Consider the following 22,715-nt stretch of genomic DNA (forward strand, 5'->3'; position numbering starts at 1 on the left):
TGCCGCTTCGGACCTAGCCTTGCAGCGCGGCATCGAGTTCGGCGAGGAGTTTGGTCTTCGACCGGGCGCCGACGAGGGTGCGGAGCAGGTGACCGTCGCGGAAGAGCAGCAGGGTCGGCTGGGACATGATCTGGTAATCCCGCACGGCCGTGGGGTTTTCGTCGGTGTCGAGCGTGTAGATGGTCAAGGTGTCGGCCCGTTCGTCGGCGATCTGGGCGAGCACCGGTTTGATCATGTGGCAGGGCGGGCACCACTCGGCCGTGAAATCGACCAGGACGGTTCCCTTGCGGGCCAGTACCTGTCGTTCGAAGGTCTCGTCGGTGACGTGGGCTATCTCGGTCATGGTCAGGATTCCTCATGGTGGAGCCAGCGCAGCAGTTCGGCGGCGTGTCGGTCCGGCGGGAAGACCGGGTAGAAGACGTGCTCGATCACGCCGTCGCGGATGACCAGGGTCAGTCGTTTGTAGAGGCGGGTGCCGTCGAAATCGAAGGTCGGCAGCGAGAGTGCGCCGGCCAGGCGGAAGTCCGGGTCGGACAGCATCGTGAACGGCAGCCGCAGGCGAGTGACGACCTCATGCTGGTAGCGCGTGGTCTGGCTGGACAGGCCGAACAGCCGGTCGACACCCGCCGCCCGCAGCTCGGTGTAGTGGTCCCGGAAGCCGCAGGCCTGGGGTGTGCAGCCGCGGGCGCCCGGGATGTCGTTCCAGCCGGCCGGAATGTCGGCGTCGGGTCGGCCGGTCAGCGGGTAGAGGTAGATGACGGTGCGTCCCGGACCCAGCGCGGCGAGATCGATTCGCTCGCCGTCGGAGTCGTCGATCTGCATCGCGGGCACGCGCGTTCCGGGCAGGTGCGCGGCCGCGCCATCGTCGATCGGCGCCACCAGATCGGCCGGGAGCGTCATCAGATCGTCCATGCCCGGAACGACCTCGCTGCGCCGATACGCGGCCTCGCGTAATCGCTGGATCAACCCGTCCCGGCGCGTGGTCAGCGCCTCGATCTGTGCGGTCAGATCGTCGATGGCCCGGTGATACTCGGCCAGTGATTCCGGGCAGTCGTCACCGTGCTCACTTCCCGCCACCAGGCAGTCCAGGAACGGTCGGGTCTCCTCCACCGGAATCCCGAGCCGATTGAGCACCCGGATCTCGCGCACCAGCCGAATCGTGTCGTCGTCGTACTCGCGATACCCGTTCGCCCGCCTGGTCGGAGCCACCAGCCCCAGCGCCTCGTACCGCCGGATCGCTTTCGGACTGACTTCGGCCAGACGAGCGAGTTCACCAATCCGCATGACGCCGAATCTAAATGCTGCCCCTAGGGGCAAGGTCAACCCGGATGGGCACGGGCTCTGTGGGCCACGCGGCGCCACCGCCATGGCGCGGAGCGTGAATCCCGCGATGCGACAATGGGCGAATGGCCGACGCAGAACGGATCGACTGGAACCACCTGAAATCGCGACAGCCAACCGACGCGGACCGTGCCGCCTTGCAGGCGACCCTCGTCGAGCGTGCCCGCGCCGTCAAGCAGCACGGTTGGGATGACTACCGCGAGGCATGGTCCCCCACCGAACTCGCCGACGTCGCCTACCTCCTCCAGGACACCGCGCTGCTCGAGGAACTCGAAGAGCACGAGGGCTCCGTACTCACCCGCTACGCGGGCAACCTCTACGGCTTCAACGGCGCCCGCAAGGACATCGCCGCCGGCCTGGTCGGCACCCAGGAATGGTTCGCCGCCACTCGCGCGGCCCTGGCGGCCGGTAGTTAGACCCGGCCGACGTGGATAACGCGGTGGGCGGGACCGGCGATTACTCGGTTATCAATGACACCTGACGCTGGCTCGCGCAGCCGCCTTGGCGCGAAGTCGATGGACGGCCGCGGAGTGTGCGGCCGGTCGTAATGCGCCCATTTCCGGTTTCCCTGCCAGCCATAACCGACGGCAGAGGGACGGTCATGGGTAATTCATCGCGTTTCAGACGGGCGCGGGGCTGCGCTCGCTTCGCAGGCGTTGTGGTGGGGACCGCGGTTCTGGTCGCGGGATGCTCGTCGAGCACCGAGTCCGATCGGTCGGGAACCTTCGAGGGGCAACCTCAATCGTTGGGTAACGGCACGATCCGGACCTACGTGATTCTTGATCGAGAGGGTCATCCGTCCGAGGTGGGATTGCGGTTCACCAGCAGCGCGCTCGACGGGTTACCGGCCGTGGACCCCGCTCCCGACCAGCCTTTGACCGTCAGCCTGAGCTTTCCGAAGCAGGCCGCGACCACCGATTTCGACCTCGTCATGGTGAATTGGAATGCGCAGGGGCACGAGCCGAAGCCGCTGTTCGGCGTGCCGCATTTCGATTTCCATTTCTTCATGACCGATATGGCCGCGCTGCACGCCATCGATCCCGCCGATCCCGGCTACACGCTGGCGGCGGCCAAGGCGCCCGCCGCGCAGTACATTCCGAAGGATTACGTGCAGGTCCCGGATTCCACGATTCCGATGATGGGCGTGCATTGGGCCGACGGCACGGTGCCGATGGATCCGGCCCGGTTCCACTTCACGCAGGTCCTCATCAACGGCTCCTGGAATGGCAAGTACACCTTCATCGAGCCGATGATGTCGCGTGATTACCTGCTCACGAAGCCGTCGTTCATCGAGGATCTCAAGCAGCCCACGGCCTTCCAGAAGACGGGCTACTTCCCCACGAAGTACGGGGTGCACGTCGATTCCGATACCTACAGCATCGCGCTGACCGGCCTGACCCACCACGACGCGACCTGAGTCAGCGCTCGGGCCGGATCGCCGTCGAGACCTGCGCGACCAACCGCGACGGGCGATCCATGTCGGCCTGGGCTTTACCACTGGTCAGGATCGCGCCCGCGAGGCTGCGCGCCGGATCGGCCCAGCCGTACTGGGTGGTCAGTCCGCTGCGGCCGAAATGGGAGCCGGTGTCGGGGCCGAATTTGGAACGGCGCGCGCCCAATTCGTAGCCCGCCACCGATACCCGGCCCGCCACGCCCGGCAGCCAGCGGGCCGGGCCGGTCGCCGCGGCCAGGGTTTCCGGCCGCATGATCCGCACGCCGTCGAGTTCGCCGCCGCGGGCGAGGATTTCGTAGAAGCGGGACAGCTCGGTGGCGGTGGTGACGAGATTGCCCGAGGGCAGTTCGGCGGTCAGGAAGGCGCGGGCCGCGGATTCGTCGGTGGGTCCGGACAGTCCGCCGCCCAGGGCACGTCCGGCGAGGTGACGCCACACCTTCGACGGTCCGGGACCGACCCGCACGCTGGGGACCACGCTGTCGACATCCTCGGGCCGGACGCCGAAGTTGTTCCAGCGGAAGCCGAGCGGTTCGAGGACCTGCTCGCGCAGCTGGTCGCGCATGGACCGCCCGGTGGCGCGCTGGACCAGCAGTCGCTGGATCAGGCCGCCGGTCATGGCGTGATAGACGCGGAAACGGTTGGGCCGCCAGCTCGGAACGAGATCGGCGAGGCCGCGCACGGCGAGCTCCTCGTCGAGGACCAGGTCGGAGCCGCGATAGGGAGGGGTGATGAAGGGGACGCCCGCGGAATGGGACATGACGTCGCCGATGGTGATCCGGTCCTTGCCGTGGCTGGTGAACTCGGGGACGTAGTCACACACCCGGTCGTCCACGGCGAACGCGCCCTGTTCGATGAGCATGAACATCACCGCCGCGGCAACGCCTTTGGCCGTGGAGAATCCGCAGAACGGCGAGTCGGGAGTCACCAGCCGCTTGTCGGCATCGGGTGCGTCCTTGGGCGCGTTGCCCCAGCCGTAGCCGATGGCCCGGTTCAGCACGATGTGCCCGCGGTGGCGCAGGCACACCTGGATGGCGGGCGTGGTGCCCATCCGATACCAGTCCTGCACGGACCGCCAGATCGCCTCGATATCGCCGCTCGGGAGGCCCGCGTCGGCGGGGTCGGACTCGGGACCGATCGTGGTCACGGCGTCGAGGTCGGGGTCGATCCGCACCAGCGCCGTCATCGGAGGGGTCATGCGAACCAGCATAGGGAGATCTTGGTTCCCAGGAAGCTCCCAGCTCGGAGCCAGCGTGTTCACCGCCTGGAAGGACACACTCCCGCGGTGAGCGTGACCATCGCCGAGCTGGCCCCGTCCGAACCGACCGTCCCGCCGACCGCGAAACCGGACGGCCTCGCACCCGCCCGACGCTGGGAGCGGATCGCCCTGGCGGTGCTGCTCCTCGGGAGCGCGGCCGCCTACCTGTGGAACATCAGCGTCAACGGGATGGGCAACAACTTCTACGCGGCGGCCGTGTGGTCCGGGTCGCGGGATTGGAAGGCGCTGCTGTTCGGGTCGCTGGATCCGGGCAACTTCATCACCGTCGACAAGCCGCCGGTCTCGCAGTGGGTGATGGGCCTGTCCGGGCAGCTGTTCGGATTCAGCAGCGCGAGCATGCTTGCACCGCAGGCAATCATGGCGGTCGGCGCGGTGGCGCTGATGTACGCGTCGGTGGTTCGCGTGACCGGCAACCGCGGGGCGGGACTGCTGGCGGGCGTCGTGTGCGCGGTGACGCCGGTGGTGGCGTTGATGTTCCGGTTCAACAACCCGGACGCCGTGATGGTGCTGCTCATGACCGCCGCCGCGTATTGCACGGTGCGTGCCCTGCCGCGGGCGAGCCTGCGCTGGATCGTGCTGGCCGGTGTCGCATTGGGATTCGCGTTCCTGGCGAAGATGCTCGAAGGGCTGATGGTGCTGCCCGCGCTGGGGCCGGCGTACGTGATCGCCGCCCCGGCGACCCTTCGCGCTCGCCTGCTGCACTCGCTGGCCGCTCTGGGCGCGCTGATCGTGTCGTCGGGATGGTTCGTCTTGCTGACTATCCTGTGGCCCGCCGACTCGCGCCCGTATCTGGCCGGGTCCAAGGACAACACGTTCATGGATCTGGTGCTGGGGTACAACGGATTCGCCCGCTACCTGGGCAAGAACCATATGGGCGGCAGCAGCAAGAATCCCTTCGAATTGCCCGAGGGCTATCAGATTCCGGAGGCGTTGAAGCAAGGCGGCTTCGGCGGCGGAGGCTTCGGGTCCGGCCCCGACCGCATGTTCACCGGCGAGATCGGGTTCGAGATCTCCTGGCTGCTGCCCGCGGCGCTGGTCGCGTTCGCCCTGGTGGTGTTGTCGCGCGGGCGGCGTCCGCGCACCGACCTGATCCGTGGCTCCGCGCTGGTGTTCGGGCTGTGGCTGGTGATCGACGGTGCGCTGTTCTCCGGGATGAAGGCGGGTATGCACGCCTACTACACGCTGGCCGTGGCACCCGCCATCGCGGGCTGCGTCGCGATCGGCGCGCACGAGGTGTGGCGTCGACGTGCCGAAGCGTTCGGGCGGGTCGGGGCCGCGGCGTTGATCCTCGCCGCGGGCGTCTGGGGTTTCGTCCTGCTGCAACGCAATTCCGACTGGCAGCCGTGGCTGCGCTGGACCATTCTCGCCGCCACGACGATCGTCGCCCTGGCACTGCTGGTCCTGTCGCTTCCGCCCGCCGCCCGCCGGGAACGTCCACGCGCGACCACGGCCCTGCTCATCGCGGGAGCCCTGGCCGCGCTGGCCGGTTCCACCGCGTATGCCGCCGCGACCTTCCCGCAATCCCATACCGGCGGCAGCCCCACCGTCGGCCCGGCCCGCCCGAAACCGTCCGGCCCCGCCGATCAATTCCGCCGCCAGCTCTCGACATTGATGGGCGGACAGGCGGACCCCCAGCTGGTGGCCTTGCTCCAGCAGACCGATACCAAGTGGTCGGCCGCCATCGACCGTTCCGCCCCGGCGGCCGGACTCGAATTGGCCAGCCGCACACCCGTCCTCGCCATCGGTGGCTTCACCTCCGAGGATCCGGTCCCCACGCTCGCGCAGTTCCAGACCCTGGTCGGAGACCACGACGTCACCTATTACCTGGTTCCGGAGGTGAAGCTGCCCGACTCCTGGCGAGTCGATCCCCAACCTGCCGACCCGGCTGCCACAGCGCACCCGGGCGTCTGGCGCCCGGCGGGCAACAAGGAGATCCTCGACTGGGTGACCGCCCACTACACGGTGACCCGGCACTTCGGCGATATGGCGGTCTACGACCTGACCGTGCACCCGCACTGATTCGGCCGCCCCGCACACATCAGACCGATGGGTATGCGAACATATGTTCGTGTCCGGATCGATGTCGAGCAGGCGGGAGCGTCCCGAGCGGGCGGCGATCCTGCACGCCGACCTGGACTCCTTCTACGCCTCGGTGGAGCAGCGGGACAATCCGCGACTACGCGGCCGACCGGTCCTGGTCGGCGGCGGGGTGGTGCTGGCCGCCAGCTACGAGGCGAAGGCGTTCGGGGTGCGGACGCCGATGAATCTGCGCCAGGCGCTGAGCCTTTGCCCGAACGCGATCGTGGTGCCGCCGCGCATGGCCGCGTATTCGCAGGCCAGCAAGGCGGTGTTCGAGATCTTCCGGGACACCACGCCCGAGGTGGAGGGCATCTCCATCGACGAGGCGTTCCTCGACGTGGCGGGCTTGTGGCGGATCGCGGGGAGTCCGGTCGATATCGCGCGCGGACTGCGCGAACGGGTGCGGGCGGAGGTCGGTTTGCCGATCTCGGTCGGGGTCGCCCGGACCAAGTTCCTGGCCAAGGTGGCGAGTGCGGTGTCCAAACCGGATGGGCTGCTGGAGGTTTCGCCCGATCAGGAACTGGAGTTCCTGCATCCGCTGCCGGTGGAGCGATTGTGGGGCGTCGGCGAGGTGACGGCCCGGGAGTTGCGCGAGCGCGGGATCACCAGGGTCGGCCAGCTCGCGGATATGGGCGAGGGGCCCCTGGCCGCGGTGCTGGGACCCGGCGTCGGCCGGCACCTGCACGCGCTGTCGTGGGCGCGCGATCCGCGACGGGTGGACACCGGGCGGCGGCGGCGCTCGATCGGCGCACAACGGGCCATGGGGCGGCGGTACCGCAGCGACGAGGAGCTCGAGGCGTATCTGCACGGGCTGGCCGATCGGCTCGGGCACCGGCTGCGCAAAGCCGGCCGGGTGTGCCGAACAGTTGTGTTGCGCATGCGCTTCGACGACTTCACCCGCGCCACCCGCTCACACACCCTGCCGGAGGCCACCGACAGCGGCGCCACCATTCTGCGGGCGGCGCGCACGCTGCTGGACGCGGCGCTGCCCCTGATCAAGGAGCGCGGCGGCCTCACGCTCATCGGCCTGACCCTGACCAATCTCGATCGGGCCGACAGCATGCAATTGTCGTTGCCGTTCGAAGCGCGCGCGGAGTCCACGCTGGATTCGACGCTGGACGCGCTGCGGGATCGATTCGGCGCGGGCACGGTCACGCGGGCGGCGCTGCTGCGCAAGGGTGAGGGCCTGTCGGTGCCGATCCTTCCCGACTGATCGGTCGCGTTCGATGACGCGGGTAGCCTGTGACGCATGGCTCTCGACCACGGTGACCCCGGCGACGCTCCCTCGACTCCCCCGCCGCTGACCCCGATCGTGAACACCACCCGTCCGACCGCGGCCGATGAGGCCAGAACGGTTGCCGCGGCGACGAATACGGCCACGCTGGCGACGTTGTCCTCCGATGGCGGACCCTGGGCGAGTTTCGTCACGTACGGGTTGCTGGACGGGCAGCCGGTGCTGTGCGTGTCCCGGATGGCCGAGCACGGCCGCAATCTGGCGGCCGATCCTCGGGCCAGCGTCTCCATCGTCACGCCCGATTTACCCGAAGATCCACTGGCGGGAACGCGATTGACGCTGGCCGGGATCGCCGTGCGGCCCGACGGCGATGAAGCCGCGGCCGCGCGTGAGGCGCATCTGGCCGCCGTTCCGGCCGCCAAGACCTATATCGACTTCAGTGATTTCACGGTGTGGGTGCTGCGGGTGCAGCGGGCCCGCTGGGTCGGCGGCTACGGCCGGATGGATTCGGCGACCGCCGAGGAATACGCGGCGGCCCAAGCCGATCCGATCATTCCGGCCGCCGCGCGGGCGATCGCCCATCTCAATGACGACCATGCCGACGCGCTGCTCGACATGGCGCACGCCCGGGGCGGGTATCCGGACGCGACGGCCGCCGTTTGTGAACGTGCCGACCGGTTCGGACTTGATCTGCGGGTCACGACGCCGCGTGGCATCGCCGTGACCCGCATCGGGTACCTCGAACCCATCCACGCGATCGCCGAATTACGTGCGGCGACAGTCGAATTGGCGCGGGCGTCGAAGCCGGTGGCATGACACCGGGCACCCGGGACCGAACCCTGGTGGCGGGCCGTCGCCGGACCGGCGGTCAACCAGCGAATACACGTCCTGGCAACGTCCCACGCTGGGAAGACGTTCAGACCGCACGACAGTCCGCGATCCGTGAGGGATGATTGGGCCATGTCGGACAGTCCGTCTGTGCTCACGCATCATCGGATGCCCGAGCATGACGCCATGCGTCTGTCGGGCACTGTCGAAGCCATGCTGTGGACACACCGCAACTGCGTCGAAGGCGACGGCGAGACCGAGCAGTCGTGCGGACGCCGCGCGCAACTGCTCGAGCTGCGCGTCCGGCACGGCTGGTCCTGGCCGCTGCCGAAGCCCGACGCGGCGTGGCGGTCGCAGCGCTGACCCGAGGCCGGACACGCGAAACGGGGTCTGCCGCAACGAGAACGCCCCCGCGATCTAGGGTCGAGGACATGCCGGAACCGACCGAGAGCAGCGCACCTCCGCACGGGGATCAGTCCGCGGTGATCGCGGTACCCGACGAGGTGCGCGGCGAGTTGCGGCGCGGCGTGCGCAGTGTGCTGGTCGACGCGGCGGCGCTGCGGCTGGTACGCGACCGGTTCGACGACGGGCAGGCCGAATCGCTGCGCCGGTATCTGGAAGCCTCCCAGTCGGCGAACACATTGCGCGCCTACCGGACCGACTGGATCGCGTGGGCGGCATGGTGCGCGGCCGAATCGCGGCAGGCCCTACCCGCGGACGCCCTGGATGTGGCCGTCTACCTGGCCGCGGCCGCGGACGCGCGGCGGGAGAACGGCGAATGGGCGTTCAGCGCGGCCACTTTGGAACGCAAGGCCGCCGCGATCGCCGCGGTCCACGCCGCCAACGGCCTGCCCTCACCGACCCGCTCGGACGTGGTGCGCCTGACCCTGCGCGGTATGCGACGCACCCGCCGCAGCCGCCCGAAACGCAAGCGGCCGGTCCTGCTGCACACCCTCGACCAGCTGCTGGGCGAGCTTCCGCCCGCCGAGTGGCCCACCGAACCCGCCCGCCGCCGCGACACCCTGCTGCTGCTGGTCGGCTTCGCCGGAGCGCTGCGGCGCAGTGAGATCGCCGCGTTGCTGGTCACCGACGTCAGCGTCGCCACCGACCACACCACCGGTGAACCGCTACTGCTGATTCAATTGCCCGCCACCAAAACCGATGCCACCGGCGTCAGCGAACAGCGGGTGGCACTCCCCCGCGGGCAACGCCCGCACACCTGCCCGGTGTGCGCCTACGCCGACTGGACCCGGCTGCGGGAGGCGCACGCCGCCGGCGATCTCCGCACCTGGCTGCGCACCGCGCCCGCACCGGATCCGAACCTGCACCGCTGCCACGGGTTCACCGGCACCACGCTCACCGACCCGGATCTGCCGCTGTTTCCGTCCATTTCGCGCCACGGCGGGCTCGCCACGACCGCCATGTCGGGCCGTGCGGTCGCCGAACTCGTCAAGCGCTACGCCGCCCGCGCGGGTCTCGACCCCACGCTCTTCTCCGGCCACTCCCTGCGCGCGGGCTTCGCCACCCAAGCCGCCCTGGGCGGCGCGAGCGACCGCGAAATCATGCGCCAGGGCCGCTGGTCCAACCCCCGCACCGTGCACGGCTACATCCGCACCGCGAACCCGCTCGAGGACAACGCCGTCACCAAACTCGGGCTCTAGCGGCTGCCGGACCGCATGGGCCCGGGTTCCGATTTCCGAGTCGCCATCGCCGGTTATAACCATCGGCGAATACATGGCGCGGATTCTGTGATGCGCAACTCGTTGAATGAGAAAACACCGGTTTCGGCCGGTGACCGAGGTCACCGTAGGTGGACGTCACCGGCCGTGAGCTGGTCTTATGTATGACGAAGATTCGTTTCAGATTGTCTGGGCCCGGATCGACTGCCGGGCCGATGCCTTCCGCCGCCGCGGCAGCACCATTCCGCCGACGGCCACAGAGCAACAGGAATCCATAGTCATGCGACTGATGACCGCACCGTCGGAGGAAACAATTCGGGCCGCGCTGGAAATGGCGCGAGAAGCACCATTGATGAACGGCGGCCAGCCGTGGATGTGGTGGATGAATGGCGCGTCCATGCATATTCGGATCGTGGACGCGCCGATTTCCGGGATCGTCGATCCGGCCGCGCACCGCGCGCGGATGCTCGGGCACGGTGCGGCGCTGCATCATCTGCGGACGGCGCTGACCGCCTTCGGCTGGTCCTCCGCCGCCGTGCGGCTGCCGGATCCGTTGGACACGAATTATCTTGCGATTCTTCATCTCGCGCCGGCGACGGCCGATCGGGATCAGATCACCTTGGCGGGCGCGATCTTTCAGCGGCAGTTCCAGCACAATCGATTCCGGCCGTGGGCGATGCCGCCCAACCTGATTCGTTCCATCAGCGGTAGCGCCGCGGGCACTCGCGCCGCCGCCCGGCACGTGCCCGACGGGCTGCGCCGCCACCTGTCCAGCGTCTATCGCACCGCGGCCGATCGCAATACCGACTATGGGGACTTCCTCACCGGCGTCGCGGCCCGAATCGATCAGCGCGACCTGACCGCCAGGCCGGAGATACACACCTGGGCTTCGGCTCGCCCGTCGCTCTCGTCCGCACCGAACCCCGATGACCCGTTCGACGATCGCACCCCCGACTCGGCGGAGCTCTTGATCCTCTGCACACCCTCCGACGACGCGATCTCCCATCTGAACGCCGGAGAGGCGGCCAGCTCCATCCTGCTGACCGCCGCCCGCAACGGCCTGGCCAGCTCGCTGCTGTCGCAAACCATGAAGGTTCCCGAAGTCCGTTCCGGCCTACGCGACACGCTGTTGCACGAGTGCGCCTACCCGCACGCGCTCATCCGCCTCGGCCGCCCCGACCAATCCGAGACCGGCGCTCGCTACGTGCAGGCCCTGCCGGGCATGAAGTCGGTCGCCTGACAGGTCAGCGCGAATCTCTTGCCGCCCTCCGGTGGGGACAGGTCGACAGCCGCAGCCGAATTGCGGTGATCGAGTGCCAGGCGGGTAGCCGACGAAAATTCATCCGTAACAACGGGACCCACGCGATCGACATGTCCGGCAGATACGTTCACTTCCGGACGGAAATGCTGACCACCGAGGGAGACGCGTCATGGGTTCCACCGACTTGATGAATTGGCTGTCCGAGGGCTACCTCAGCGGCGACCCGATCCGCTACCCCCTGTTCGTGGCCTTGATGTTCCTCAGTATGCCGTTCCAGCTGCTGACCGGACATGGGTTCTGACCCGGCCTCGTCGAATACCCGAGCCGCAAGGTTCGTCCGTGTAGCGAACAGGCCGAGTCAGATCTCGAGTTCCTCGTCGATCTTGCGGAGCTGGTGCCGGGCCAGGGCGAGATTGCCGCGGACACGGTCGAGCGCGAGATACAGGAACAGCCGGTTCGCCAGGTGCGTGCTCAGTGGGCGCAGCAGGTGATACTGGCCGGTCAAGGTGATGAGTATGTCCTCGATGCCCTCGTCCAGACCGAGCTGTTCGATGGTGCGCATCTTGGCGCGGACCACCTCCGTATTGCCGGCCGCGCCGAGCTGCAGGTCCAGGGACCGGGATCCGCCGGCCGTGCCGAGGGTCATCCCGCTGCTGTAGTCGACGACCGCCGCGCCGAGCGCCCCGTCGATCGTCATCATGTCCTTCAGTGCCACATCCAGATTCGACATGGATCTCCCTTCCGAAGTGGTATCCGCGATCAGTGGAATTCGGGTGCGGTCAGTTGTGTCAGCGAGCCAGCGTCGCCGCGATGGCACGGGCCACGGGGCGGGCTTCGAGATGGACCCGGGCCAAGGTGGCGTCGGAGTCGGTGAGCAGGGCCAGGCAGGCTGTGGGACCGGCGCGGTAGATGGCCACATCACCGACGCCGCTGTCGAGGACGACCTCGTTGAGGTCGGCGCCGTGTGCCGCGGCGGCGAAGGTCAGCGACACCGACAACAGCGCCGCGGTCAGTGCCGCGATGCCGGTGGCCTCGATGGAGTTCGGCAGATCGTCGGCCAGCAGCAGTCCGTCGCAGGAGGCCACGGCGGAGCCGATCAGATGCGGGAGGCGTCTCCGGAGCGTGCGAAGGTGGGCCTCGAGGTCGCCGTCCGCCGACCCCGCGTGCGGTGACTCGACGCGAACGCCGCTGCCCGGACCGGTCGGGGCGATGTCTTCGTGCGTGATCGTCATGGGCTCGTCTCCTCCTGTCGGCGGGAACCTCTGAGCTGACGCGCGCATGGACGTGCCCGTCCCAGTCGGGTGTCAGGTGCGCGTGTCGATCGATCTCGAGCCGAACGCGTCATGCCACTGCGCGATCACCGGTGGACTCCGTTTCGCCACTGACGGGACGATGTTCCGGACCCACTGCGACTTGGACCAGCGAACACAAATAGCACGACGCGCAACGTTCAGCGATCCGAAACGTTTGGAGCGCTGATGGTCTCACCAGATTGCCTTCGGCTCCATCCAGAATAGCGAGGCGTCGGCGTATGCGCAGCAACAAATCGTGGACCGATGCGAGCGCGAACACGTTGTGCGCCCAGGCATTTCAAATCCAACCGACCAGTCCAAGTGCGGCGCACCCATCTCTCGCCGACAACTCAGATTGTCTTGACAAAATAATTTGTCGGTGCGAAGGTTGAGCCATGCTCGACGTCGCAGTGATCGAAGAACCCGCCGCGGCCGAGGCGTCCCTGGACCCGATCCGGTCTCGGATCCTCGCCGCGCTCGCCGAACCGGGGTCGGCGGCCATGCTGGCCGGACGGCTGGGGTTGCCGCGGCAGAAGATCAACTACCACCTCAAGGAGCTGGCCCGGCACGGGCTGGTCGAGTTGCTGGAGGAACGGCGCAAGGGGAACGTCACCGAGCGTGTATACCGCGCTACGGCAGCGTCTTACGTCATTTCGCCCAGCGCGTTGGGGGCGGTCAGTCCCGATCCGGCGCGGTCGCCTGATCAGCTGTCGGCGCGGTGGCTGCTGGCGCTGGGGTCGCGGCTGGTTCAGGAGGTCGGGGCGTTGCTCAGCGGGGCCGCGCGGGCGCAGCGGCGGGTCGCGACGTTCGGGATCGACGCGCAGGTGCGGTTCGCGTCCGCGACCGATCGGGCGGCGTTCGCGGAGGAACTGGCGGCCGCGGTGGCAACGCTGGTGAGCCGCTATCACGACGAGTCAGCCGCCGGGGGCCGCACCCACCGGGTGATCGTCGGAATGCATCAGATTCCCGACTCCGCCACCGAAACCGCAGCAGAACAGGAGAACTGAGAATGGGGCATCCATTCGAGATCGAACTCGAGGAGCAGCTGCCCGCCACCCCCGAGCAGGTGTGGGACGCGATCGCGACCGGGCCGGGGGTCGACTCCTGGTTCATGGGGCGCAATGAGATCGAGGCGCGCGTGGGCGGGATCTCGGCCATGGAGACCGGCGGGCAGCGGGAAGAAGCCGTGATCACCGCGTACGAGCCCGGCAAACGGCTCGCGACCCGCACCGGGACCGCCGAGGACGGGCGGTTCATGGCCTTCGAGTATCTGATCGAAGGCCGCGAGGGCGGCAGCACCGTGCTGCGCGTCGTGCACAGCGGCGTACTGGGCGACGACTGGCAGGACGAATACGACGCGCTGCGGCGGGGCTGGCCCTTCCACCTCAATACGTTGCGCGAATACCTGCGGTACTTCCCGGGGCGGACCGCGGTGCCCGTATTCGGTGTCGCCACAGGCACTTCCGGCCGGGCGGTGCGGGACGCGCTCAGCGAGGCCCTGTTGCTGCCGACCCCGCTCGTCGCGGGCGCGCCGGTGCACGCCTCCCCGGCCGGGCTGCCGCCGATCGACGGCGAGGTGGTGTGGGCCGACGACGAACGGTTCGAGATCCGCACCGCCGACGGCCTCTACACCTTCCACCAGGCCCCCACGGGTCTGGCCCTGATGTTCCACCACCTGTTCGGACCGGATACCGACGGAGCCGAAACCGCTTGGCAGCATTGGCTCACCGGCCTGATGCGCTGAACCGACACGACCATCACCCTGTGCACCACCTATCAAGGAGAACAGCATGCGCACCCTGATCAGCTCCGCCTTCGTATCCCTCGACGGCGTCGTGGAGGGCCCCGGCGGCGAACCCGGCTACCGGAACTCCGGATGGACCTTCAAGGACATCGACTTCGTTCCCGAGGCCTACGAGATCAAGGGCCGCGAGCAGGGGGAATCGACGGCGATCCTGCTGGGCCGCACCAGCTATGAGGCGTTCAGCCAGGTGTGGCCGGACATGGAGGACTTCGCCGGCTACAAGGTGATGCCGAAGTACGTCGTCTCCACGACCCTCGAAGCGGACGACCTGGTGTCGAACTGGGGCGAGACCACCATCCTGCGGTCCATCGACGAGGTCGCCAAGCTCAAGGACACCCAGGGCGGCCCGATCATCGTCCACGGCAGCGCCACCCTCAACCGCGGCCTCTCCGACGCAGGCCTCATCGACCGCTACCACCTGCTGGTCTTCCCGTTGCTGCTGGGCGCCGGCAAGCGCCTGTTCTCCGACACCGACAAGGATGTCCAGAAGCTGAAGCTGGTCGAGTCCCAGACCTACGCCAACGGGATTCAGAAGAACGTCTTCGACGTCGTGCGCTGACCGTTCCCGATCGCGGAACGTGGGCCCGGTGGATTCGATCCGCCGGGCCCGCACGCTTCTTACCGTCCCGGATGATCATCCGCGATTACGCTGACCCCGTGGACTTCAGCGAATATGGACCGGGCGATGTCGTGTACTTCCCGTCCGGACCGTTGTCCGGAATCTGCGGCGTGGTCCGGACCGTCGACCACCACCGCGAAGAACTCCGCATCGACTTCGCCGAAGGCATCGTCCATCGCGAAGGCGGTGTGCTCCGCGAACGCCGACATACCTTCACCGTCCGCTTCGACGAAGTTGAGCTCGTCTGACTGGCCGCTGGCGCTCGCACCATCGAAGAGCCGGCCGACACGACCTACGGGGACTTTCGTGCCCTGGTCCGAGAGCCGGCCCTGCGATGTCCTCCAGATCGCGAGCCGCCGCGACAAGGTCGCCGTTCCCGGTCGCTGAGACTGCGCGGTGAGGAACCCGGGGTGGCGGGTGATGGTGGTGGCACCTGTCACAGTGCCATCCAGGAGGTCCGACCGACGTGCGATTCCACTTCGCTGAGGCTGCGGGCGACCCAGCCCATTGGCTCCCGCTGGCGCGATCACTCGAAGCGGCCGGATTCACCGGCATGTGTTTGGCGGACAGTCTCGCCTATCCGTCGGAGTCGGATGCGCGGTATCCGTATACCGAGGATGGCACGCGGGAGTTCTTGCGGGGGAAGCCGTTCATCGAGCCGTTGGTGCTGGCGGCCGCGGTGACCGCTGCGACCAGCAGGCTGGAGGTGACTCCCTTCGTGTTGAAGCTGCCGGTGCGGCCGCCGGTGCTGGTCGCCAAACAGGCGGCGTCGGTGGCTGCGCTGAGTGGTGGCCGGTTGTCGCTGGGAGTGGGGATCAGTCCCTGGCCGCAGGACTTCACGATGATGGGCGTGGACTTCGAGAAACGCGGGAAGCGGCTCGACGAGTGCATCGATATCGTTCGCGGGTTGTGCGGGGGCGGGGCATTCCAGTTCCACGGGGAGTTCTATGACATTCCCGAGATCGAGATGAATCCGGTTCCCGCGCAGCCGTTGCCGATCCTGATCGGCGGGCACAGCGAGGCGGCGTTGCGGCGGTCGGTGGTGCGCGGCGATGGCTGGATGAGTGCCGGTGGGAGCAATGAGGAGCTGGAGCGGCTCCTCGGCCGACTGCGGGAATTGCGGCGGGAATTGGCTCCGGAGAAGGAGTTTCGGACGTTCGCGGCGTCGCGGGAGGCGTTCACGGTCGACGGCGTGCGACGCCTGGCGGATTCGGGGGTCACCGATGTGGTGGTGGGCTTCCGGGGCGTTCATGAGAGCGGCCCCGACGAGCGCACCCTCGATCAACGGATCGAACAGATCGAAAAGTACGCGGCCGCGATCATCGCGGCGCTCTGACATCCCGAGGAGAAGAACATGGACACGATCGAGTCGATTCGCCGGCTGAAGTACCGGTATCTGCGGGCGCTGGACCTGAAGAATTGGGACGAGTTCGCCGACACCCTCACCCCCGATGTCACCGCCGAATACGGTCACCGCCTGTCATTCGCCGATCGCGACGAATTGGTCGGTCATATGCGAAACAGTTTGACCGCGGCGATCATCACCGTCCACAACTGCCATCACCCCGAAATCGATATCGACGGCGATAGCGCCACCGGCATCTGGTATCTCACCGACCAGGTGATCTTCACCGAACAACGTCAGATCCTGACCGGCGCCGCCTTCTACTCCGACGAATACCGGCGCTGCGACGACGGCGTCTGGCGAATCAGCAAGACCGGCTACACCCGCAGCTATGAGGCCATGGAGTCGGTCAGCGACAGCTGGCAGCTGCTGGAGAACCGCTGGCGCTGAAGCGACCCCGCGTTCCCTTATCCCAGACCCCTCGGGCGACATCATCGATTCTGTTGCGGAAGATCGCTCCGGAGCGGGTTAATTGATGTTCGGGCATTCCTCTCCCGCCGGGTCGACCCGTTCAGTGGTCCGACAGCAGTCGGGTGCGCTGGGCGAGGTCGCCCGGTACTACTACAGCGAGGTTGTCATGACCGAGAAATGGAGTGCACTGGCAGCAGCAGGTCTGGCGATTGCGTGCGTCATTACCGGCGGTGCGGGGGTAGCCGCGGCCGAACCTTCTCCCGGCCCCGTAGCGGAGCACCAGCACGAAGCCATGGCCGGTTTTTCCGCTCTACCCTGCTTGCCCTGGATTCTTCCGCCCGCTGTCGACGTCAGAGATTTCTTGATCTGCCTGGCGTGAGCGCGGCGCGAATCAGTGCTGCTTCTTGAAAGGCAGCGCCTGCACGATCAGCATCACGATGGTGCCGACGGCGAATCCGATGACCGCCGACGCGGCCGTATTGGTCAGCCAGGCCAGCAGTCCGCCGATGCCTGCGACGGCGTCGCGGACAGCTTCCTCGGCGTGGTGCACCACCGCGTACGGGGAGTGCCAGCCGAGAGTGTCGGTGCCGGTGAGCAGGATGTGCCCGCCGACCCAGAGCATCGCGACCGTGCCGATGATCGACAGCGCGGACAGCAATTTAGGCATCCCCGTCACCAGTCCGCGACCGACGGTCTGCGCGAACCGTGAGGAGCGCTGGGCCAATGCCAGGCCGGCATCGTCCATCTTCACGATGACGCCGACCACGCCGTACACCGCCGCGGTGATGACCACGGCGACGATGGCGAGGATGATCAGCCGGGGGATGAACGACTGGTGGGCGACCTCGTTGAGGGCGATCACCATGATCTCGGCGGACAGGATGAAATCGGTGCGGATGGCGCTCGCGGTCATCGTCTGCTCGTCGGCGGCAGCGTCGGACTCGGGGCCGTGGCTGTCGTGGTGCAGGAACCGGCCCAGCACCTTCTCGGCGCCTTCGAAGCACAGGTAGCCGGCGCCGAGCATCAGGATGGGCGTGAGGAGCCAGGGCGCGAACTGGCTGAGGATCAGCGCCGCCGGAAGAATGAAGACCAGCTTGTTGCGCAGCGACCCGATCGCGATCCGCTTGATCATCGGAAGCTCGCGGTCAGCGGTGATGCCGTGCACATACTGCGGGGTCACGGCGGTGTCGTCGATGACCACGCCCGCGGCCTTGGCGGTCGCCCGCCCGGTGGCCGCGCCGATGTCATCGATGGATGCCGCCGCGAGCCGGGCCAGCGCGGCCACGTCATCGAGGAGTCCGAATAGGCCTGCGCTCATGCCCGGCAGGTTACCGGCCCAACAGCGGTCAACACGAACGGCTCGACATGGCGGCGATCAGCGCCGCGCGGATGGCGGGCGATTTCTCGCGCTAGGGGTGTGAGGCCCTGACGTTTGTGACGCCGATGGGCAGGCGGTCGGCGAACCCACGGCATCGGATCCAGCCCCGGCGAAATCTGTTGACCCACTCGCTTACTGGCGTGAGATTCCCATCGCCGTAACGCGCCCACGCAGGCCGATCACAGCGACAGCCACCGCCGTCGTGGTGAAAGCGGCACTGCACCAGAACGCCGACGTGGGGTGATCGGTGCGGTCGACGAGCAGACCGGCGGCGGCTGGGCCGAGAACGGCACCGATGTTCAACGCGGTGGTCGCCACTGCACCGGCGATCCGCGGCGCCGCCGGTGTAGCCGTCTGCACGATCGTCGCGATCAGCGTCGAACCGACACCGAACGCGACCGCACCCGCCGCCACCGACATGACCAGCACCCCGATCAGCGCATGCGCGGTCACAGCGGTCAGCAGCCAGACTCCGGCGAGTACGACTGTTCCGGCAAGGATGATTCGCCGCTGATGGCGGTCACTGTGGCGACCAGTGACCATCACTCCGAAAAACGAGCCGACACCAAACAAGGCCAATACCACCGGAACCCACCGATCACCCCCAGCGATGTCGGTCGTGACGGCGCCGAGATAGGTGAACCCGGCGAAGGTTGCCGCGTTGACCAAAACCCCCGCCAGGGCGGCGATCAGAACCGGCCGCTGCAGCAGCACCGACCATTCGCGCCGCATCGGCCGTGCCTGCCCGTCCGACGTCACGCGGTCGCACACCTCACCCAACATCGTCCATACCGGCACGAGCGCTACCGCGCTGATAACGGCAACAGCCCAGAACGCGGAACGCCACCCCCAAACCCGCCCCAGCAACGTGCCTGCGGGAACACCCGCGATGCAGGCCACCGTCACACCGGACACCACCACCGAGGTCGCGCGCCCGAGAACCGCGGGGCCCACCAACCTTGGCAACGCGGCCAGCACGATTGCCAAGAACCCGGCATTGGCGACCGCCGCGACAACGCGCGTCACCAGTAGCACCGCGAATCCGGTCGCGGTGGCACCAACAACATGTGCGGCACAGAACAAACCCAAAAATGCTGTCACCGCGTACCTGACGGGCAACCGGCCCGCCACGATCGCCATCACCGGCGCTCCCACCACCATGCCGACCGCGAACAATGCGGTCAGCAATCCAGCGGCACCGAGCGACACCCCGACATCTGTCGCGATCTGCTCCAGCAGTCCCGACACCATGAATTCAGACGTGCCCTGCGCGAAAACCGCGACGGCCAGTACAAACACCACAACGGGCATAACAGAGATCTCTCCGGATACAAGGCGCCGCAGTCATATTCACGGCACCCGAGATGGGTTGCGGAATCGGGCGGACCATCCGCCCGACAGCAAGAAACGACATCATCCGGCGTTGCGAGAAACCCAAACCACGCCAGTCGCTCAGCGACCGGCGGGAACAACACTCACAACGCCGCCCGGCCCACAGGCCGAGCGGCTACCTTCTGGACGCCTCCGGAGAACTCACTCCGCCACCCTAACCCACCCGCAGCAAACCGAAGCAGCAACTGCAGTCATGGCCCGCAACAGCTAGGGCGCGGGCTCGGTTAGGCGGGTGGTCAGGAAGGCGAGGATTTCGTCTCGGGCCTGGAGGGTGGGGTGGCCGGGTTTGTCTACGAGGTGGGCGGTTACGACGCTGTGGGGGGTTTGGACGGTGTGGGCGAAGAAGGGGGGTGGGGTGGGGTTGGCTTGGGAGGCGGGGAGGACTCGGGCGTTGAAGCGGTCGCCCAGCAGGGAGTGGTAGGCGGTGAATCTGGCTGCTGTGCACCATTTGTCGCCTTCGAAGCGGTAGCCGAGGGCTCGGAGGTCTTCGCGTTCGAAGCGGGCGGCGATGGCGGCGGCGTCGGCTGGGGAGAGTTCGAGGGCGGCGGGGTCGTCGAAAGGGAGGGAGGGGTGGTTGATCACGGGGGCTATGACGGCGGGGTCGAGGGTCATGGTGAGGGCGAAGTTTCCGGTCAGGCACAGGCCGATGGCGCCTACCCCGGGGCCGCCGCATTCTTGGTGGGCCAGGCGGGCCAGGCCGCGGAGCCAGCTGACGACGGGGCTGGTGCCGGTGCCGGCGAGGACTCGGAACTCGGCGCTGACGCAGATGTGGTTGTAGACCTGTTTGCCGAGTTCCACGGTGGGATAGGCGCCGTCGACGCCGAAGAGGGAGGGCAGGTGGACGGTGAAGCCGGCGTCTCGGATCCAGCGGGCGAAGCGGGCGACGTCAGGGCTTATGCCTGGCATTTCGGGCATGAGGATGACGGCGGGGCCGGCGCCGGCCACGTAGACGATCTTGGTGATGTCGTCGACGGTGACAGCTCGCCGGGTGAAGTCGTCGAGGGGGTCGTCGTGGTCCATGACCAGGACGGTAGGGCGCGGGGGCGGGTCTTCACATAGGCTGGATCGCCAGGTATGAGGGTGATCTGGCCAGAGGCGGTGGGCGGTGACGCGGTTGCGGGTGGGAGTGCTCGCGTATCCCGGATGTTTCGGGTCGCAGGTCTATTCGGTGCCGGATCTGCTCACGATCGCGGCGCAGGTGGCTCCGGCGGGGCAGGCGCCGGAGATCGTGGTGATGTCGCCCCGGCGGCAGGTTGTCGCGGCGGGTGGGCTGCGGGTCGCGGTGTCGGCGCTCCGCGAAGTGGATGTGCTGATCGTGCCCGGGTTCGAAACCGGTTCCGCCGCAGCGTTTACCGGAGTCCGGTCGCGATTGGGGCCGGAGATCGCCGCGATCCAGAGGTTTCGGGCGCAGGGGACGAAAGTGGTGTCGATTTGTGTCGGGGCGTTCCTGCTGGCGGAGGCCGGGCTGCTCGCCGGTCGTGAGGCGACCACGTCGTGGCTCTACGCGCATGAATTGGCCCAGACGTATCCGGATGTCAGCGTCGCGGCCGAGCGCACCGTGGTGGCCGCCGACGCGGAGGTGATCACCACGGCCGCGTTCAGCGCGATGTATGACCTGGCGCTGACGCTGGTGCGCGAACACCACGGCGATCGAGTGGCGCGGGCGACCGCGAGATTGACGTTGCTGGACGACACCCGGACGCGGCAAACCCCCTATGCCGATCCAGCACTCGTTCCCGCCCGCCGCGGCGGTCCGCTGTCACGCGAGGTGACTCGATACCTGGACCGCCATCTCGACCAGCGCTACGACCTCGATGCGCTGGCCGCGGTTGTCGGCGTCAGCCCGCGGACGCTGCTGCGCCGCTTCACCAGCGAAACGCAGCAGACGCCCTTGGAATACCTTCAGCGCGCCAGGGTCCGGCGGGCGGGCCTGCTCCTGGAGGAGACCGACCATTCGGTGGCGAGGATCAGTCATCTCGTCGGGTATCGCGACGCCGCGACCTTCGCCAAACTCTTCCGACGGCACACGGGTTGCGCGCCGGGCGAGTACCGGACCGCCTTCCAACGCTCCGCTACCACCGCACCGGCAACGCGGTGAGCCCACCGGTGAAGACGTCGTCGCGTTCGGTCAGCGTGGCCGGGTCCACCGCGAAGGCAAGGGTCGGGAAGCGGGTTGCCAACTGGGAGAACGCGATCTGGAGTTCGAGGCGCGCCAACGGTGCGCCCAGGCAGTAGCGGGGGCCGTAGCCGAACATGAAGTGGGCCGATTCCTGACGGGTGATGTCGACCCGCTCGGGATCGGTGAAGGTGGTGCGGTCGTGGTTGGCGGAGGCAACGCCGAGCAGGACCAGGTCGCCGCCGGCGATGTCGGTGTCGTCGACCGTCAGGGCGTGGCGGGCGTAGCGGGGCAGGCTACTGGCATCGCAGGCGCGCAGGAGTTCCTCGGCGGCGGAGGCGACCAGGTCGGGGCGCTCGTGCAGCAGCCGGAACTGGGCGGGGTGCTCGAGCAGCATGCGGATGCCGACGCCGATCTGCACGGCGGAGGTCTCGTGGCCGGCGAACAGCAGAACCATGGCGTGCGTGGCGATTTCGTCGTCGGTGACGCCGTCGACGGCGCACAGGCGCGACACCACGTCGTCGCCGGGGTCGCGGCGTTTGCGCCCGACCAGGTGCAGGCAGTAGGCGAACAGTTCGGCGACGCCCTGCTCGACCTTGGCGCGGTCGGCGACATTGCCGACGGCATCGACCCAGTCGCGGAAGCGGTTGCGATCCGCGTAGGGGACGCCGAGCAGTTCGCAGATCACCAGCAGCGGCAGCGGGAGCGCGAGGGCGGCCTGCAGGTCGGCGGGCGGGCCCTGATCCTCCATGGCGTCGAGGAGTTCGGTGGTGAGTTGTTCCACGCGCGGTCGCAGTTCCCGCATGCGTTTGGGTGAGAAGTGCGGTTGCAGCAGGGTGCGCATGCGGGCGTGGTCGTCGAGTTCGGTATCGAAGTTGCCGATCGGTCCGCCGGAGAAGGCCGACTCCCCCAGGCGCGCCGCGGTTTCCGGGGTGCGGTGCGAGCGGCCCAGCCGCGGCTCGGTGAACAGGTCGCGCACCAGGTCGTAGCCGGTGGCCAGCCAGGCGGTGTCGCCGGTGGGCGTGGTGGTGCGGGTGATGCCGGAGCCGACGACGCCGGTGACCGGGCAGACCGACGGGGTCGTGTCGCGCGCGGGCCCGTCGGCGGGCCGGGGTTCGGCGGGGGTGGTAGTCATCGGTGGTGTCCT

The 22,715-nt window shown here is 67.9% G+C and carries 25 protein-coding genes; 16 read left to right on the forward strand and 9 right to left on the reverse strand.

The window, feature by feature from the left end; translation table 11 throughout:
* Positions 1-13 precede the first annotated feature (13 nt).
* A complete protein-coding gene (locus ACWELJ_RS05410; RefSeq protein ID WP_452364949.1) occupies positions 14-343 on the reverse strand; it encodes a thioredoxin family protein in 330 nt (109 codons plus the stop codon).
* A gap of 2 nt (positions 344-345) precedes the next feature.
* The gene (locus ACWELJ_RS05415; protein WP_452364950.1) at positions 346-1,284 is read right to left on the reverse strand and encodes a MerR family transcriptional regulator; all 939 of its coding nucleotides are present in this window, start codon (positions 1,282-1,284) and stop codon (positions 346-348) included.
* 122 nt (positions 1,285-1,406) lie between these two features.
* On the opposite strand from ACWELJ_RS05415, the gene ACWELJ_RS05420 reads away from it, so the two are divergent.
* On the forward strand, positions 1,407-1,757 hold the full coding sequence (locus ACWELJ_RS05420; protein WP_452364951.1) for a hypothetical protein: 351 nt from the start codon (positions 1,407-1,409) through the stop codon (positions 1,755-1,757).
* A gap of 356 nt (positions 1,758-2,113) precedes the next feature.
* Complete coding sequence (locus ACWELJ_RS05425; RefSeq protein WP_452364952.1) at positions 2,114-2,758, forward strand: DUF5602 domain-containing protein; 645 nt, start codon at positions 2,114-2,116, stop codon at positions 2,756-2,758.
* A gap of 1 nt (position 2,759) precedes the next feature.
* On the opposite strand, the gene ACWELJ_RS05430 is transcribed toward ACWELJ_RS05425, so the two are convergent.
* Positions 2,760-3,989, reverse strand: coding sequence for a serine hydrolase domain-containing protein (locus tag ACWELJ_RS05430; protein WP_452364953.1), 1,230 nt, complete (start codon positions 3,987-3,989; stop codon positions 2,760-2,762).
* 93 nt (positions 3,990-4,082) lie between these two features.
* Here ACWELJ_RS05430 and ACWELJ_RS05435 point away from each other — a divergent pair, with 93 nt between their 5' ends.
* From ACWELJ_RS05435 to ACWELJ_RS05465, 7 genes are all read left to right on the forward strand, one after another.
* Entirely contained in the window at positions 4,083-6,089 is a 2,007-nt protein-coding gene (locus ACWELJ_RS05435) for an ArnT family glycosyltransferase (RefSeq protein WP_452364984.1), read from the forward strand.
* Between the two features lie 43 nt (positions 6,090-6,132).
* A complete protein-coding gene (gene dinB / locus ACWELJ_RS05440) occupies positions 6,133-7,362 on the forward strand; it encodes a DNA polymerase IV (protein ID WP_452364954.1) in 1,230 nt (409 codons plus the stop codon).
* Between the two features lie 36 nt (positions 7,363-7,398).
* Complete coding sequence (locus tag ACWELJ_RS05445) at positions 7,399-8,199, forward strand: HugZ family pyridoxamine 5'-phosphate oxidase (RefSeq protein ID WP_452364955.1); 801 nt, start codon at positions 7,399-7,401, stop codon at positions 8,197-8,199.
* A 162-nt stretch (positions 8,200-8,361) separates the two neighbouring features.
* Positions 8,362-8,574, forward strand: coding sequence for a hypothetical protein (locus tag ACWELJ_RS05450; protein ID WP_452364956.1), 213 nt, complete (start codon positions 8,362-8,364; stop codon positions 8,572-8,574).
* A gap of 68 nt (positions 8,575-8,642) precedes the next feature.
* Positions 8,643-9,872: a site-specific integrase gene (locus ACWELJ_RS05455; RefSeq protein WP_452364957.1), complete on the forward strand. Its 1,230-nt coding sequence runs from the start codon at positions 8,643-8,645 to the stop codon at positions 9,870-9,872.
* 307 nt (positions 9,873-10,179) lie between these two features.
* The gene (locus tag ACWELJ_RS05460) at positions 10,180-11,130 is read left to right on the forward strand and encodes a hypothetical protein (protein WP_452364958.1); all 951 of its coding nucleotides are present in this window, start codon (positions 10,180-10,182) and stop codon (positions 11,128-11,130) included.
* 190 nt (positions 11,131-11,320) lie between these two features.
* Entirely contained in the window at positions 11,321-11,452 is a 132-nt protein-coding gene (locus ACWELJ_RS05465) for a hypothetical protein (protein ID WP_452364959.1), read from the forward strand.
* A 57-nt stretch (positions 11,453-11,509) separates the two neighbouring features.
* On the opposite strand, the gene ACWELJ_RS05470 is transcribed toward ACWELJ_RS05465, so the two are convergent.
* Together ACWELJ_RS05470 and ACWELJ_RS05475 are read right to left on the reverse strand one after the other, a co-directional pair.
* Positions 11,510-11,881: a hypothetical protein gene (locus tag ACWELJ_RS05470; RefSeq protein ID WP_452364960.1), complete on the reverse strand. Its 372-nt coding sequence runs from the start codon at positions 11,879-11,881 to the stop codon at positions 11,510-11,512.
* Positions 11,882-11,939: 58 nt separating this feature from the next.
* Entirely contained in the window at positions 11,940-12,383 is a 444-nt protein-coding gene (locus ACWELJ_RS05475) for a roadblock/LC7 domain-containing protein (protein WP_452364961.1), read from the reverse strand.
* A gap of 455 nt (positions 12,384-12,838) precedes the next feature.
* Between ACWELJ_RS05475 and ACWELJ_RS05480 the strand changes: the two genes are divergently transcribed.
* From ACWELJ_RS05480 to ACWELJ_RS05505, 6 genes are all read left to right on the forward strand, one after another.
* The gene (locus ACWELJ_RS05480) at positions 12,839-13,450 is read left to right on the forward strand and encodes an ArsR/SmtB family transcription factor (protein WP_452364962.1); all 612 of its coding nucleotides are present in this window, start codon (positions 12,839-12,841) and stop codon (positions 13,448-13,450) included.
* Positions 13,451-13,452: 2 nt separating this feature from the next.
* A complete protein-coding gene (locus tag ACWELJ_RS05485; RefSeq protein WP_452364963.1) occupies positions 13,453-14,187 on the forward strand; it encodes an SRPBCC family protein in 735 nt (244 codons plus the stop codon).
* A 46-nt stretch (positions 14,188-14,233) separates the two neighbouring features.
* Positions 14,234-14,806, forward strand: a complete 573-nt coding sequence (locus ACWELJ_RS05490) for a dihydrofolate reductase family protein (protein ID WP_452364964.1) — start codon at positions 14,234-14,236, stop codon at positions 14,804-14,806.
* A gap of 71 nt (positions 14,807-14,877) precedes the next feature.
* The gene (locus tag ACWELJ_RS05495; RefSeq protein WP_452364965.1) at positions 14,878-15,114 is read left to right on the forward strand and encodes a hypothetical protein; all 237 of its coding nucleotides are present in this window, start codon (positions 14,878-14,880) and stop codon (positions 15,112-15,114) included.
* Positions 15,115-15,332: 218 nt separating this feature from the next.
* Complete coding sequence (locus ACWELJ_RS05500) at positions 15,333-16,202, forward strand: TIGR03619 family F420-dependent LLM class oxidoreductase (protein ID WP_452364966.1); 870 nt, start codon at positions 15,333-15,335, stop codon at positions 16,200-16,202.
* 18 nt (positions 16,203-16,220) lie between these two features.
* A complete protein-coding gene (locus ACWELJ_RS05505) occupies positions 16,221-16,661 on the forward strand; it encodes a nuclear transport factor 2 family protein (RefSeq protein ID WP_452364967.1) in 441 nt (146 codons plus the stop codon).
* 412 nt (positions 16,662-17,073) lie between these two features.
* On the opposite strand, the gene ACWELJ_RS05510 is transcribed toward ACWELJ_RS05505, so the two are convergent.
* The 3 genes from ACWELJ_RS05510 to ACWELJ_RS05520 form a co-directional block, all read right to left on the reverse strand.
* Entirely contained in the window at positions 17,074-18,000 is a 927-nt protein-coding gene (locus ACWELJ_RS05510; RefSeq protein ID WP_452364968.1) for a DUF808 domain-containing protein, read from the reverse strand.
* A 192-nt stretch (positions 18,001-18,192) separates the two neighbouring features.
* Complete coding sequence (locus ACWELJ_RS05515) at positions 18,193-19,371, reverse strand: Cmx/CmrA family chloramphenicol efflux MFS transporter (RefSeq protein WP_452364969.1); 1,179 nt, start codon at positions 19,369-19,371, stop codon at positions 18,193-18,195.
* Positions 19,372-19,659: 288 nt separating this feature from the next.
* A complete protein-coding gene (locus tag ACWELJ_RS05520; protein WP_452364970.1) occupies positions 19,660-20,472 on the reverse strand; it encodes a dienelactone hydrolase family protein in 813 nt (270 codons plus the stop codon).
* A gap of 85 nt (positions 20,473-20,557) precedes the next feature.
* On the opposite strand from ACWELJ_RS05520, the gene ACWELJ_RS05525 reads away from it, so the two are divergent.
* Complete coding sequence (locus tag ACWELJ_RS05525; RefSeq protein WP_452364971.1) at positions 20,558-21,550, forward strand: GlxA family transcriptional regulator; 993 nt, start codon at positions 20,558-20,560, stop codon at positions 21,548-21,550.
* On the opposite strand, the gene ACWELJ_RS05530 is transcribed toward ACWELJ_RS05525, so the two are convergent.
* The gene (locus ACWELJ_RS05530) at positions 21,525-22,703 is read right to left on the reverse strand and encodes a cytochrome P450 (protein WP_452364972.1); all 1,179 of its coding nucleotides are present in this window, start codon (positions 22,701-22,703) and stop codon (positions 21,525-21,527) included. The genes ACWELJ_RS05525 and ACWELJ_RS05530 overlap by 26 nt on opposite strands.
* Positions 22,704-22,715 lie beyond the last annotated feature (12 nt).

The sequence above is a fragment of the Nocardia sp. NPDC004582 genome (assembly GCF_053602115.1).